12 protein-coding genes are annotated in these 13,611 nt (G+C 69.5%); 9 read left to right on the top strand and 3 right to left on the bottom strand.

Annotated elements, in window-relative coordinates; genetic code table 11:
* The first annotated feature begins 81 nt into the window (after positions 1-81).
* The 3 genes from PcP3B5_RS15755 to PcP3B5_RS15745 all read left to right on the top strand — a co-directional run bounded on the left by PcP3B5_RS15755 (position 82) and on the right by PcP3B5_RS15745 (position 2,903).
* Complete coding sequence (locus PcP3B5_RS15755; RefSeq protein ID WP_061561813.1) at positions 82-1,218, top strand: saccharopine dehydrogenase family protein; 1,137 nt, start codon at positions 82-84, stop codon at positions 1,216-1,218.
* 128 nt (positions 1,219-1,346) lie between these two features.
* Positions 1,347-2,519 (top strand): 5-demethoxyubiquinol-8 5-hydroxylase UbiM, encoded by a 1,173-nt coding sequence (gene ubiM / locus PcP3B5_RS15750; protein ID WP_061561812.1) that lies wholly within the window; start codon positions 1,347-1,349, stop codon positions 2,517-2,519.
* A gap of 63 nt (positions 2,520-2,582) precedes the next feature.
* On the top strand, positions 2,583-2,903 hold the full coding sequence (locus PcP3B5_RS15745) for a DUF2025 family protein (protein ID WP_009621849.1): 321 nt from the start codon (positions 2,583-2,585) through the stop codon (positions 2,901-2,903).
* An 814-nt stretch (positions 2,904-3,717) separates the two neighbouring features.
* On the opposite strand, the gene PcP3B5_RS15740 is transcribed toward PcP3B5_RS15745, so the two are convergent.
* A complete protein-coding gene (locus PcP3B5_RS15740) occupies positions 3,718-4,476 on the bottom strand; it encodes an SDR family NAD(P)-dependent oxidoreductase (RefSeq protein WP_061561811.1) in 759 nt (252 codons plus the stop codon).
* A 121-nt stretch (positions 4,477-4,597) separates the two neighbouring features.
* On the opposite strand from PcP3B5_RS15740, the gene PcP3B5_RS15735 reads away from it, so the two are divergent.
* Positions 4,598-5,497, top strand: coding sequence for a LysR family transcriptional regulator (locus tag PcP3B5_RS15735; protein ID WP_009621852.1), 900 nt, complete (start codon positions 4,598-4,600; stop codon positions 5,495-5,497).
* Positions 5,498-5,514: 17 nt separating this feature from the next.
* Here PcP3B5_RS15735 and PcP3B5_RS15730 read toward each other — a convergent pair whose 3' ends face one another.
* Complete coding sequence (locus tag PcP3B5_RS15730; RefSeq protein WP_009621854.1) at positions 5,515-6,156, bottom strand: HD domain-containing protein; 642 nt, start codon at positions 6,154-6,156, stop codon at positions 5,515-5,517.
* A 275-nt stretch (positions 6,157-6,431) separates the two neighbouring features.
* On the opposite strand from PcP3B5_RS15730, the gene yfiR reads away from it, so the two are divergent.
* The 5 genes from yfiR to PcP3B5_RS15705 all read left to right on the top strand — a co-directional run bounded on the left by yfiR (position 6,432) and on the right by PcP3B5_RS15705 (position 10,511).
* Complete coding sequence (gene yfiR, locus PcP3B5_RS15725; protein ID WP_061561810.1) at positions 6,432-6,995, top strand: regulatory sequestration protein YfiR; 564 nt, start codon at positions 6,432-6,434, stop codon at positions 6,993-6,995.
* Positions 6,992-8,299 carry a diguanylate cyclase DgcN/YfiN gene (gene dgcN, locus PcP3B5_RS15720; RefSeq protein WP_009621858.1) on the top strand — a complete coding sequence of 436 codons (1,308 nt, stop codon included), beginning with the start codon at positions 6,992-6,994 and terminating at the stop codon, positions 8,297-8,299. Before yfiR ends, dgcN begins: the two co-directional genes overlap by 4 nt.
* Positions 8,274-8,777, top strand: a complete 504-nt coding sequence (gene yfiB, locus PcP3B5_RS15715) for an outer membrane lipoprotein YfiB (RefSeq protein WP_009621860.1) — start codon at positions 8,274-8,276, stop codon at positions 8,775-8,777. The genes dgcN and yfiB overlap by 26 nt, the downstream gene beginning before the upstream one ends.
* Before the next feature lie 9 nt (positions 8,778-8,786).
* The gene (gene zapE / locus PcP3B5_RS15710) at positions 8,787-9,893 is read left to right on the top strand and encodes a cell division protein ZapE (RefSeq protein WP_061561809.1); all 1,107 of its coding nucleotides are present in this window, start codon (positions 8,787-8,789) and stop codon (positions 9,891-9,893) included.
* 117 nt (positions 9,894-10,010) lie between these two features.
* On the top strand, positions 10,011-10,511 hold the full coding sequence (locus PcP3B5_RS15705; RefSeq protein ID WP_061561808.1) for a VOC family protein: 501 nt from the start codon (positions 10,011-10,013) through the stop codon (positions 10,509-10,511).
* 401 nt (positions 10,512-10,912) lie between these two features.
* Here the strand turns inward: PcP3B5_RS15705 and PcP3B5_RS15700 are convergent, their stop codons facing one another.
* Positions 10,913-13,372 carry a TonB-dependent siderophore receptor gene (locus PcP3B5_RS15700; RefSeq protein ID WP_061561807.1) on the bottom strand — a complete coding sequence of 820 codons (2,460 nt, stop codon included), beginning with the start codon at positions 13,370-13,372 and terminating at the stop codon, positions 10,913-10,915.
* Positions 13,373-13,611: the final 239 nt, after the last annotated feature.

The raw sequence follows: 13,611 nt of genomic DNA, 5'->3' as shown, positions 1-13,611 counted from the left end.
GCGGCGAGGTTGTCATGTTCGTTGCGTTCACCGCGCGTTACCCTGTGGGCCGTTTGAGTGGCTGATCGTCAAGGAGAAACGATGTCGGCATCACCCGGCCATTTTCGCGTCATGGTGCTCGGCGGCTATGGCAATTTCGGCAGCCTGATCGTCCGCCGCCTGGCCGGCATCGACGGCATGCGCGTGCTGGTCGCCGGGCGCGACCGCAAGCGCGCCGGCCTGCTGGCCGCGGAGGTGGGCGGCGAGGCGGTGTGCCTGGACATGAACCAGCCGACCCTCGCCGGGCGCTTGCGCGAGCTGGGGGTGGACCTGCTGATTTCCACCGCCGGCCCGTTCCAGGCCCAGGACTACCGGGCGGCGCGCGCCGCGGTAGCGGCGGGGGCGCACTACGTCGACCTGGCCGACGCCCGCGAATTCGTCTGCGCCATCGGCGAGCTGGACCGCGCGGCGCGCAGCGCCGGGGTGCTGGTGTGCGCCGGCGCCAGCTCGGTGCCGGCGCTCAGCGCCGCGGTGGTCGATGAACTGCTGCCGCGCTTCGCCCGCCTGGACGCCATCCACCACGGCATCAGCTCGTCGGCGAAGATTCCCGGCCAGGCCACCCTGGCGGCCGTGCTCGGCTACTGCGGCAAGCCGCTGCGCCAGTTGCGCGACGGCCGCTGGCAGGCGGTGTACGGCTGGCAGGACCTGGTCGCCCACCGCTTCCCGGCGCCCCTGGGGCGGCGCTGGCTGGCCAACTGCGACGTGCCCGACCTGGAACTCTTCCCGCAGCGCTACCCGACGGTGCGCGAAGTGCGCTTCGGCGCCGGCCTGGGCCTGCGCAGCACGCATTTCGGCACCTGGGCGCTGTCCTGGCTGGTGCGCCTGGGCGTGCTGCGCGACGCCAGCCGCCTGAGCCCCTGGCTGCAACGCCTGGCCCAGGGCCTGGAGCCGCTGGGCGACGGGCGCAGCGGCATGTTCGTGCGCCTGGAAGGCGAGGGCGCCGACGGCCGGCCCCTGCGCCTGTGCTGGGAGCTGCAGGCGGCCGACGACCACGGGCCGAACATCCCCTGCATGGCGGCAGTGGCCCTGGCCCGCAAGCTGGCGGCCGGGCGCCTGGACAAGCGCGGCGCCACGCCCTGCGTCGGCCTGCTGGGCCTGGACGACTACCTCGCCGAGCTGGAAGGCCTGAGCGTGCGCCATGCCCTGCGCGAGCTGGGGCCGGAGAGCGCCCGCGGCTGATACCCCGCAAGCGGTATGCGCGCCGGCGCCGCAGGCCCGTCCGCCGCCGGCTACTGATCCACGACAAGAAACGCGCCGGGCGCCCGCCCTAGACTCCGTGACCGCCCATCCCGCGAGAGGAGTCACCCATGCACGTGGATATCGCCATCGTCGGCGCCGGCCCCGCCGGGCTCTGCCTGGCCCGCGCCCTGTCCGGCCATGGCCTGTCGATCCTGCTGATCGAGCGCCAGGCCCGCGCCGCCCTGGCCGAGCCGGCGGAAGACGGCCGTGAGATCGCCCTGACGCACGCCTCGCGCAACCAACTGCAACGGCTCGGTATCTGGCCGCGGCTGGCCGCCCAGGACATCGCGCCGCTGCGCGATGCCCAGGTGCTCAACGGCCCCTCTCTATTCGCCCTGCGCATCGATGCCGGCCTGGCCGGCGCCGGCCAGCTCGGCCACCTGGTGCCGAACCGGGCGATCCGCCGCGCCGCCTTCGAGGAGGTGCAGGACTGCGCCGACGTGACCCTGCTCGACGGCCGCGCACTGCAATCGGCCAGGGTCGCCGGCGACCGCGCCCGGCTCACCCTCGACGACGGCGAGCAACTGACCGCCGACCTGCTGGTGGCCGCCGACAGCCGCTTCTCGGAAACCCGCCGCATGCTCGGCATAGGCGCGCGCATGGAAGACTTCGGCAAGACCATGCTGGTCTGCCGCATGGCCCACGCCAAGCCCCACCAGCAGGTGGCCTGGGAATGGTTCGGCTACGGCCAGACCCTGGCCCTGCTGCCGCTCAACGGCGACGTCTCGTCGGTGGTGCTGACCCTGCCGCAGCACGAGATGGCCCAGGTAATGGCGCTGGACGAAGCAGCCTTCGCCCGCGACATCGAGCGCCGCTTCGAACACCGCCTGGGCAGCATGGCCCTGCTCGGGCAGCGCCATTGCTACCCGCTGGTGGGCGTCTACGCCGACCGCTTCGCCGGCCCGCGCTGCGCGCTGCTGGGCGACGCCGCGGTGGGCATGCACCCGGTCACCGCCCACGGCTTCAACTTCGGCCTGCAGAGCGCCCGGCGCCTGGCCGCCGAAGTGCTGGCGGCCAAACGCAAGGGCGGCGACCCGGGCGCCGCCGGTCCGCTGCGCCGCTACGCCCTGGCGCACCGCCTGGCGACCTGGCCGCTGTACCAGGCCACCAGCCTGATCGCCGGGCTGTACAACGACCCGCGCCCGCCGGCGCGCCTGCTGCGCAACGCCGGCCTGCGCCTGGCCCAGGGCCTGCCGCCGCTGCGCCAGGCCATCGCCCGGCACCTGACGCAGAACGCCTGACACACCGGCCTGGCCCGGGGGAGGGCGCGGGCCGCGATCCGAGAAAGAACGGGAGGAAAGACCATGGCCCTGACATCCGCCGACATCTGCGCCGCCGCCGATCGCCTGAAGGGCTTCGTCGGCTTCAACCGCAAGACCGGCAAGTACCTGGTGCGCTTCAGCGAGGACTCCTTCGGCCTCGACGTGGACGAGGACAGCATCGTCCCGGCCTGCGAGTTCGTCTGGGCGCAGAAGACCGGCGAGCTGATGACCCTCAGCCGCGAATGCCTGCAGATCCTCCAGGCGCAGAACATCGCCGAGCGCCTGGAATTCGGCGAGGCGCTGCAGACCTACCTGCGGCGCACCGACCTGCCGGAAATCTGCGCCCAGCGCCAGCTGAAGTAGCCGGCGCCGCCTGGAAGCGTCGGCCAATGCATTGGGGCGCCAGGTGTGGCCGGTGAGTCCAATCGCGGACGGAGTCCGCTCCTACGACCGAGCTTCCCTGCCGGCTGCGCCGGGGCGCTCTTCGTAGGATGGGTTGAGCCTTGGCGAAACCCATGCGGTCGTGGCGATGGGTATCGCTTCGCTCAACGCCATCCTACGCGGCGTCGTGTTCGCCGGTGGGGTAGGAGCAACTGTCTTGCGCCGGGGTGCTCTTCGTAGGATGGGTCGAGTCTTGGCGAAACCCATGCGGTCGTGGCGACGGGTATCGCTTCGCTCAACGCCATCCTACGCGGCGTCGTGTTCGCCGGTGGGGTAGGAGCAACTGTCTTGCGCCGGGGCGCTTTTCGTAGGATGGGTTGAGCCTTGGCGAAACCCATGCGGTCGTGGCGATGGGTATCGCTTCGCTCAACGCCATCCTACGCGGCGTCGTGTTTGCCGGTGGGGTAGGAGCAACTGTCCTGCACCGAGGTGCTTTTCGTAGGATGGGTTGAGCCTTGGCGAAACCCATGCGGTCGTGGTGGTGGGTATCGCTTCGCTCAACGCCATCCTACGCGACGTCATATTTGCCGGTGGGGTAGGAGCAACTGTCTTGCGCCGAGGTGCTTTTCGTAGGATGGGTTGAGCCTTGGCGAAACCCATGCGGTCGGGGTGATGGGTATCGCTTCGCTCAACGCCATCCTACGCGGCGGCGTGTTCGCCGGTGGGGTAGGCGCGGGCTCCGTCCGCGATTCGGCGGATAACGTCATTGCCAAGGGCGCCAGGATGGCCGGCAGGCTCAGAGGAACATGCCGCCGGAGGCCTCCACCCGCTGGCCGTTGATCCAGCGGCTGTTGTCGGCCAGCAGCGCGACCACGGCGCCGCCGATGTCGTCCGGCAGACCGGTGCGGCCCAGTGCGGTGTTGCCGGCGATCTGCCGGTTGACCTCGGCATTGTCGCGCACCAGGCCACCGCTGAAGTCGGTCTCGATGGCGCCAGGGGCGAGGATATTCACCGAGATGCCGCGCCCGCCCAGTTCCTTGGCCTGGTAGCGGGTCAGCACCTCCATGGCACCCTTCATGGCCGCGTAGGCGGCATGGCCGGGCAGGGTGAAGCGGGTGAGGCCGGTGGAGACGTTGAGGATGCGCCCGCCATCGGCGAGCAGCGGCAGCAGCTTCTGGGTGAGGAAGAAGGGGCCCTTGAAGTGGATGTTCAGCAACTGGTCGAACTGCGCCTCGGTGGTCTCGGCGAAGGCCGCGTGGATGCCGATGCCGGCGTTGTTCACCAGGTAGTCGAACTGCGGGCGGCCGAAGTGCTCCTTCAGCACGCTCTCCACGTGCTGGGCGAAGTCGGAGAAGCCGGCGCTGTCGGCGACGTCCAGGGGCAGCATCCGCACCCGGGCGCCGTGCTGTTCGATCTCGTCGGCGACGATGCGGGCTTCGTCGGCCTGGCTGCGGTAGGTACCGATGATGTCGACGCCGGCTTCGGCCAGGTGCAGTGCGGCGTTGCGGCCCAGACCGCGGCTGGCGCCGGTGATGAGGGCGATCTTGCGGGACATGGCGTGGCTCCTGTGGGGTTGGCTTCGGGGACAAGGTTATTGTCCTGCTGGTTGCTGATAAACCTGGCGGAATCGGAAATACTGATCGTCATAGCCGAACAATCCGCAGGCCCCGCCGCCCATGATCAAGCCCGAACTGTTGCGCACCTTCGTGCGCGTCACCGAACTCTCCAGCTTCACCCAGGCCGGCGAGCAGCTGGGGCTGCCGCGCTCCAGCGTTTCCGAGCAGGTCCAGGCGCTGGAGGAACTGCTCGGCACCCGCCTGTTGCAGCGCACCACGCGCAAGGTCCGGGCGACCCAGGACGGCCTGGTGTTCTACGAGCGTAGCAAGGAGCTGCTGGCGCAGATGGACGAGCTGCAGGGGCTGTTCCGCCGCGACGGCGAGGTGCTCGCCGGGCGCCTGCGGGTGGACATGCCGACCATAGTGGCGCGCAAGGTGGTGATGCCGCGCCTGGGCGAATTCACCGCCCGCCATCCGCAGCTGGAACTGGAAGTGAGCAGCACCGACCGCCGCGTCGACCTGGTGCGCGAAGGCTTCGATTGCGTGCTGCGCGTGGGCGGCGCCGCGGACGCCTCGCTGGTGGCGCGCCCGCTGGGCGGCTTCGAGCAGGTGAATTGCGCCAGCCCCGCCTACCTGCAGGCCTTCGGAACCCCACGCAGCCTGGACGACCTGGCCGGGCACCGCCTGGTCCACTACGTTCCGGTGCTGGGCACGCGCCCGGCGGGCTTCGAATACCGCCGCGAGGGCAGGACGCATTTCCTGCCGATGGCCGGCAGCGTGACGGTGAACAACGCCGAGGCCTACGAGGGCGCCTGCCTCGGCGGGCTGGGCATCATCCAGGCGCCGCGCCACGGCCTGCGCGACTACCTGGCCGACGGTCGCCTGCTGGAGGTGCTGCCGGACCTGCGCCCGGCGCCGCTGGAGGTGACGCTGCTCTACGCGCACCGCCGCCAGCCGCCGCGGGTGCGGCTGTTCATGCAGTGGCTGCAGGGCCTGGTGGAGGAGGTGGCCGGCCTCTGAGCCGGCCGCGGACAACCTCAGCTCGGCCAGTCCGAGTCGAGAATGATCCGGCAGAAGTCGGCGCGTTCGAACTGCGCGTCCTTCAGGGCCAGGACGTCGGCCTTGACGTTGCCGAAGGTGGTCTGCGGCTTGTCCTTGATGCCCTGGTAGAAGGCTTCGATGATGTCGTTCTTGAAGTCGCCGCCGCGCGGGTGGGCGGCCACCACGGCGTCGCGCACGGCTTCGGGGAACTCGGCGTAGTCGATGCCCAGCACGTCCATCTCCACCCCGGCGGTGACCAGGGCGATCTCCGCGCGCATGTGCTGCGGGATGCCCGGGGTGGTGTGCAGGGCGATGGCGGTCCAGACGGTCTCCACGTCGCGCTCGGCGATGCCGTGGCTGCGCAGGAACTCGGCGGCGCAGTCGGCGCCGTCCACCTCGAAGCGCTCGCACTTGCTGCAGTAGCGCGGCAGCAGGCCCATGTCGTGGAACATGGCGCCGGCGTAGAGCAGCTCGGCGTCGTACTGCAGGCCCCGGCGCGCGCCGGCCAGCGCGCCCCAGTAGTACACCCGCGAGGAGTGGTGGAACAGCAGCGGGGTGGCGGTGTCGCGCACCAGTTCGGTGATCTCGCGGGCGAGCTGGCTGTCGGGGACTTTCACCCCTTGGATGTCGAGGGTCATGGCGGCCTCCTGGTGAGTGGTTGCGGCGCTGTGCTGCCGTGCCCTCATTGGAAGCTCGCGCCGCATTGGCAGCAATCGACTCAGAGAGCCAAATCCTGCCAAGTGAAGCCGATGCGCTGCCAACTGCTGGTAAGACTCCGCTGAAAATTACGTCATAAAACTGACGAAACTTGTTCCAGGTCAAGCTAAAAGTCAGTTCTACGTCACATTCCTGCCGCAATCCATTAAGATGCCGCGCGTGCTGTCGCCGTATTGGTACTCGCCGAGCCGTCATCGTGTCCTTCGTTTTTCCCTCCCTTCGTCCCGCACTGCTGCAGCGTGCCCTGGTACTCACCCTGTGGGTGCTGGCGGCGCCCCTGTGCCTGGCGGCTTCCGGCGCCGCGGACGGCGATGGCGCAGCCCTGCGCGGCATGCTGCTGGGCATCCTCAGCTACGTGCGCTGGCCGCGGGAGCCGCAGACCCTGGAGCTGTGCGTGCTGGGCGAAAGCGAATACGCCGAGGACCTGCTGCGCCGGGGCAACCTGCTGCAGGCCAACGGCCGCCGCGTCGAAGTGCGCCGCGCGCAGGTGGACGACCCCGCCCTGGGCGAGCGCTGCAACGTGCTCTACCTCGGCCTGCTGGATGAGGCGCAGCGCCGGCGCGCGTTCGCCGGGGTCGCCGGGCACCCGGTGCTGTCGCTCAGCGAGCACGACCCCGACTGCAGCGTCGGCAGCGTGTTCTGCCTGGACTTCAGCGCCACGCCGCCGTCCTTCGCGGTGAACCTGGATTCGGTGGCGCACAGCGGCGTGCGGGTGCACCCCAACGTGCTCAACCTCGGCCGGCGGAGGGGCCAGCCATGAACCTGCCGCGCCTGACCGAGCGCCGCAGCACCCGGCGCAAGTCGCTGGGCCGCCTGCTGTACCGCGCGCACCTGGGGGTGGCCCTGGCCTCGGTGTGCATGGCCGGGCTGGCGGTGGCGGTGGTCGGCCTGCTCACCCTGCGCGCCTATGCCGAGCACAACCTGCACCTGATCGGCCGTTCGATGGCCTACACCGTCGAGGCCGCGGTGGTGTTCAACGACAGCGCCGCCGCCGAGGAAGCCCTGCGCCTGGTGGCCAGCACCGAGGAAGTGCGCCGCTGCGCCGTGTACGACGCCCAGGGCCGCCTGCTGGCGACCTGGGAGCGCGGCCACGGAGTGAGCGCGCTGCGGCATTTCGTCGGGCGCTGGTGGCTCAACCACGAGGAAGTGCAGCCCATCGTCCACGACGGCCGGCAGATCGGCGAAATCCGCCTGACCGGCACCGGCGGGCGCCTGCTGACCTTCCTGATCACCGGCCTGGGCGGCATGCTCGGCTGCCTGGCGCTGACCGCCCTGGGCGCCTTCTACCTGTCGCGGCGCATGGTCAGCCGCATCGTCACGCCGCTCGACCGCCTGGCCCGGGTGGCCCACGCGGTGCGCCGCGACCGCCAGTTCTCGCGGCGCGTGCCCTCGGCGCGCATCGCCGAGCTGGACGAGCTGGGCGGCGACTTCAACGCGCTGCTCGACGAGTTGGAAGCCTGGCAGCAGCACCTGGAGCGCGAGAACGCCTCCCTGGCGCACCAGGCCAACCACGACAGCCTCACCCACCTGCCCAACCGCGCTTTCTTCGAGGGCCGCCTGAGCCGCACCCTGCGCGAACTGGCCCAGCGCGGCGAGCAGGCGGCGGTGCTGTACATCGACTCCGACCGCTTCAAGGCGATCAACGACGAACTCGGCCACGCGGCCGGCGACCGGGTGCTGGTGGCCATCGCCGAGCGCATCCGCGGCCAGCTGCGCGACAGCGACCTGGTGGCGCGCCTGGGTGGCGACGAATTCGCCGTGCTGCTGGCGCCGCTGCCGGACAGCCGCGCGGCGCTGCGCGTCGCCGACGACATCCTGGCCAGCATGGCTGCGCCCATCGCCCTGCCGGACGGCAGCAGCATCAGCACCTCGCTGAGCGTCGGCGTGGCGCTCTACCCGCGCCACGGGCGCACCCTGGCCGAGCTGCTGCACCGCGCCGACGGCGCCATGTACCAGGCCAAGCGCCGCGGCCGGGGCATGCGCAGCCTGGCCGGCGAGGACACGGATTCCAACACCGAGGACTACAAGGAGATAGCCCGTGATAGCCAAGCCCCTGAAACCTAGCCGCCTGTTCATCGGCCTGCTGCTGACGCTGCTGCTGGCCGGCTGCCAGACGCCGCCGGCGCCGCAGAAGGGGCTGAGCGCCGAGCAGGTCGCAGCCCTCCAGCAGCAGGGCTTCCAGCTGGGCGACGAGGGCTGGGAACTGGGGTTGTCGAGCAAGGTGCTGTTCGGCAACAACGTCGACAGCATCGACCCGTCCAGCCGCGGCGAGGTCGAGCGCATCGGCCACGCGTTGCTGGCGGTGGGCATCGACAAGCTGCGCCTGGAAGGCCATACCGATTCCTACGGCGATGCGGGTTACAATCAGCAGCTCTCGGTGCGCCGGGCACAGTCTGTGGCCCAGGTGCTGGCCGGCATCGGCATGCCCCGGGACAACCTCGAAGTCATCGGCCGCGGCATGCAGCGCCCGGTGGCGGACAACAGTAGCGCCGCCGGGCGCATGGAGAACCGCCGGGTCTCCATCATCGTCCCGGCCGAGTAAGGAGTCGCCGTGGAGCGGTCTTCGCCATTGGCTGCCTACCGCCTCGCTGTGAGCGAGCGGGGGTTCGTCGAGGATGCCGCGCAATGGCACGCGGCACAGCGCCTGGAGGAATGCCAGGCGGCACTGCACCGTGGCGAGCGGCCGTTGGGCGTGTACCTGTGGGGCCCGGTGGGGCGCGGCAAGACCTGGCTGCTGGACCGCTTCCACGCCAGCCTGCGGGTGCCCGCGCGGCGCCAGCATTTCCATCATTTCATGCAGTGGGTGCATCGGCGCCTGTTCCAGCTGTCCGGCACCGCCTCGCCCTTGCAGGCGCTTGCCGCCGAACTGGCCGGCGAGGTGCGGGTGCTGTGCTTCGACGAACTCTTCGTCAGCGATATCGGCGACGCCATGCTGCTGGGCGGCCTGCTGCAGGCCATGTTCGAGCAGGGCGTGGTGGTGGTCGCCACCTCCAACCAGCCGCCCCAGGGGCTGTACGCCGACGGCTTCAACCGCGAGCGCTTCCTCCCGGCCATCGCCGCCCTGGAGCACCACATGCAGGTGCTGGCCACCGACGGCGGCCAGGACCACCGCCTGCACCCGGGCGCGCCGGTGCAGCGCTACTGGCTGTGCCGCGCCGGAGTGCCCAGCGCCCTGGGCTACGTGTTTGCGGCGCTGGCCGGCAGCGGCAGCGAGGCGCCGCTGGCGCTGGGCCACCGCGAGCTGGCCGTGGTGCGCCACGGCCGCGGGGTGCTCTGGTGCCGCTATGCCGACCTCTGCGAGCGGCCCTGGTCGGCCCAGGATTTCATCGGCCTGTGCGATCGCTTCCACGCCATCCTGCTTGGCGACATCCCCGAGCTGGGCGGCGAGCGGCGCGAGGCGCGCATCGCCCGCGGCACCGAGGACGGCGCCCGGCGCGTGGCCGCCGGCGACCGCCAGTTGCCGGCGCTGTCGGCCCGGGACGACGGCGTGCGCCGCTTCATCGCCCTGGTCGACGAATGCTACGACCGTGGCGTGCCGCTGTACCTGGAGGCCGAGGTGGCGCTGGAGGCGCTGTACACCCAGGGCGGCCTGGAATTCCCGTTCCGCCGCACCCTGAGCCGCCTGCGCGAGATGCAGACCAGCCGCTTCGGCCGCTGAGCGGCGCGTGGGCAGGTTCGTCGGAGCTGTTCCAGACTTGTCGATTCCGCGTCCCGCCGGACGACCAGGAACAGGGCGCGGCCACGGTGGCCGCGCGCCCAGACGAGGAGACAGCCCATGTCCCGCATCCAGCGCATCACCCCCTGCCTGTGGTTCGACGACCAGGCGGAGCAGGCCGCGGCCTTCTACACGGCCATCTTCCCCAACTCGCGCATCGGCGCCGTCAGCCATTACGGCGAGGCCGGCCAGGAAATCCACGGCCGCTCGCCGGGCTCGGTGATGACCGTGGCCTTCGAGCTGGACGGCGTCGCCTTCACCGCGCTCAACGGCGGGCCGCTGTTCAAGTTCAGCGAGGCGCTGTCGCTGCAGGTGAACTGCGACAACCAGGCGGAAATCGACCACTACTGGGAACGCCTGTCCGCCGGTGGCCCGGTGGAGGCGCAGCAGTGTGGCTGGCTGAAGGACAGGTTCGGCCTGTCGTGGCAGATAGTGCCGGCCATGCTCACGGACTTGATAGCCGGCCCGGCGACGGCGGCGTCGCAACGCCTGATGCAGGCGCTGCTGGGGATGAAGAAGCTGGATATCGCGGCGTTGCGCAGGGCCTATGACGGGGCGTGAGCTACGTACCTGTGCGCCGAGGTGCTTTTCGTAGGATGGGTTGAGCTTGCGATACCCATCGGACCATGGTGATGGGTATCGCTTCGCTCAACCCATCCTACAGGGGAATGGCGTGGGTGGGGGGCGTAGGTGATCTCATCCGCGAAACGCGCTGGGGCGTCCGGCCATCGCGGACAAGGTCCGCTCCTACGGGGAAGAAATACCGTGCCTCCCGGCAACCTGTAGGAGCGGGCCCTGCCCGCGATTTCGCGCGCAGGGCGCGCTCCTACATTGGAATGGCGTGGGTGGGGCGGCGTAGGAGCGGATCTTATCCGCGAAACGCGCCGGGGCGTCCGGCTATCGCGGACAAGGTCCGCTCCTACGGGGGTATGCCATGCCTCCTACAGGGGAATGGCGTGGGCCTACCAGACGTACTTGACGCTGGTCAGCACCGTGCGGCCTTCGCCCGGGTAGCACTCGGCGATGTCGTCGCAGGTGGTCACGTACTTCTCGTCGAGCAGGTTCTGCGCGGCGAAGGAGAGGGTGACGTTCTTGTTCACCGGGTAGCTCACGCCGGCGTCGTACAGGGTGTAGTTGTCGACGTGGAAGGTGTTGCCGTTGTCGCCGTACACCGAGCCGGTGTAGCGCACCCCGCCGCCGACGCTTAGGCCATCGGCCACGCCTTCGTGGAAGGTGTAGTTGAGCCAGGCCGAGGCCATGTGCTCGGGCACGTTGGCGAAGTGGTTGCCCTCGTCGCCGTTGTTGCTCTTGAGGATCTTGGTCTTGGTGTAGGTGTAGGAGCCCAGCAGGTCCCAGTGCTCGTCGAGCTGGGCCTTCACCTCGGCCTCGATGCCGCGCGAGCGCACCTTGCCGGTGGCCTTCTGGAAGCCGGTGCTGACGCCGTTGAGCACCTCGTTGGTGAGCACGTTGGTCTTCTCGATCTCGAAGCCGGCGAGAGTCAGCAGGAGCTTGTCGGTGGGCTGGTACTTCACCCCGGTCTCCCACTGGTGCGCGGTGCTCGGGTCGAAGGTGTTGCCGTTGCCGTCGATGCCGCTGTTGGGCACGAAGGACTCGGAGTAGGCCACGTAGGGCGCCAGGCCGAAGTCGGTCAGGTAGGTCAGGCCGACGCGGCCGGTGAAGGCGTCGTCCTTGGCCAGGGTGTGGCTGCCGGCGACGTGGTCGTCGGTGCTGCTGCGCACGTTGTCGTAGCGCCCGCCGAGGGTCAGCAGCCAGTTGTCGTCGAACCTGATCTGGTCCTGGGCGTAGTAGCCGACGGCGTCGATGTCCTGGTCGTAGTTGACCTGGATGGTGCTCGGGCGGTTGATGTTCAGGCCGTATTTCGGGTTGCTCGGGTCCAGCAGCAGCGGCAGGAAGTACGACAGGTTGGCCAGGCTCAGGCTCTCGAAGTAGCGCTTGACGTCGGATTCGGTGCGCGAATAGTCGATGCCGGTCAGCAGGGTGTGCTGGATGCCCGCGGTGTCGAAGTCGAACTGCAACTGGTTGTCGACGGTGAAGGCGTTCATGTGCTCGTCCCAGCGCCGCGGCGAGCGCAGGACGTCGTTGGCCAGGGACGGGACCAGCGCGGCCAGGGCCGGCACGGCGCTCTGCACGGTGCCCAGCGGCAGCATGTTGTTGAGGATGAAGTCGACCTGGCCGTAGCGCAGGTTCTGGCGGAACTCGACGCTGTCGTTGAAGCGGTGGCGGAACTGGTAGCCCAGGGTGAACTGGTCCTGGTACGAGTGGTTGAAGCTGTGGTCGCCCAGCAGGGTGTTGTCGGTGTGGCCGTATTGCGGGGTGTTGACCGCGATGGTGCCGCCGCTGTCGTCCTTCATGAAGCTGCTGAGAAAGGTGAAGCTGGTGTCTTCGTCCGGCGCCCAGGTGAAGGAGGGCGCGACGTAGTAGCGATCGTCCTTGACCTCGTGGCCGTCGTCGTACTCGAACTCGGTGTTGGACTTGCGCACCACGCCGACCACGCGGTACAGCAGGCTGCCGTCGTCCACCAGGCGGTCGCCGATGTCGAAGCGGCCCTGGATGCGGTCGTGGTTGCCGAAGCCCAGCTCCACCTCGTGCACGCCGGCGGCGGTGGGCAGCTTGCTGACGCGGTTGATGATGCCGCCGGCGTCGCCCAGGCCGAACAGCGTGGAAGAGGGGCCGCGGACCACGTCGATGCGCTCCAGCGCATAGGGCTCGGTGCGGAAGAAGGTGTAGCTGTTGTTCAGCTGGCGCAGGCCGTCGAGGTAGTCGCTGGTGGTCTGGCCGTTGAAGCCGCGGATGAACAGCCAGTCATAGCCCTTGGGGTCCTGGCCGTAGGTCTCCACGCGCACGCCGGGCACGTAGCGCAGCGCCTGGCTGACGTTCTGCACGCCCTGGGCGTCCATCTGCCTGCGGGTGATCACCGAGACCGACTGCGGGATTTCCAGCAGCGGGGTATCGGTCTTGCTGGCGCTGGTGCTGGTGCGCGGTACGTAGCTGTCGGTGCCCTCGGGGGCGGCGGTGACCACCTGGGCCGGCATCGCCAGGGTGTCGTTGCCGGCGGCGTCGGCGCCCAGCAGGGTCACGCGGCTGCCGTCGACCTGGTAGCGGATGCCGGTGCCGCGCAGCAGTTGCTCCAGCGCCCGCGCCGGCTCCATCTCGCCGTGCACGCCGGGGCTGCGCAGGTTCTGCACCTGGGCCTGGTTGAAGATGATCTGCAGGTGCGCCTGGCTGCCGAGGTTGGTCAGCGCCGAGGCCAGCGGCTGTGCCGGGATATCGATGCGCACCGGCGCGGCGAAGACGCTGGCGGCGCTCAGGGTCAGGCCGAGCGCGGCGGCGCCGACCAGGCGGGCCAGGGGACTGCGCTTGCTGTGCAGGGGCTTGCGGTTCACTGGGACACTCCTATCCATGCAGTTTTGTTATTAATGCGAATGATTAGCCTTCTATGACGCAGCTACCGGAAAAAACCGGAAGACTTTTTTCGCGGGCATGGATTGGAGGAGGGGCACTCAGGGGCGATGGCTTTTCGTAGGATGGGTTGAGCTTGCGAAACCTATGCGGTTGGGGGTGATCGCTCAACCCATCCTACGACGCGCGCCTTGTAGGCGCGGGCCCTGCCCGCGATTCGCGCGCAGGGCGCGCTCCTACA

This window comes from Pseudomonas citronellolis (genome assembly GCF_001586155.1).
Lineage (GTDB): Bacteria > Pseudomonadota > Gammaproteobacteria > Pseudomonadales > Pseudomonadaceae > Pseudomonas > Pseudomonas citronellolis.
Note: the sequence above shows the minus strand (reverse complement) of the source record. Positions and strands in the feature narration are given on the sequence as shown.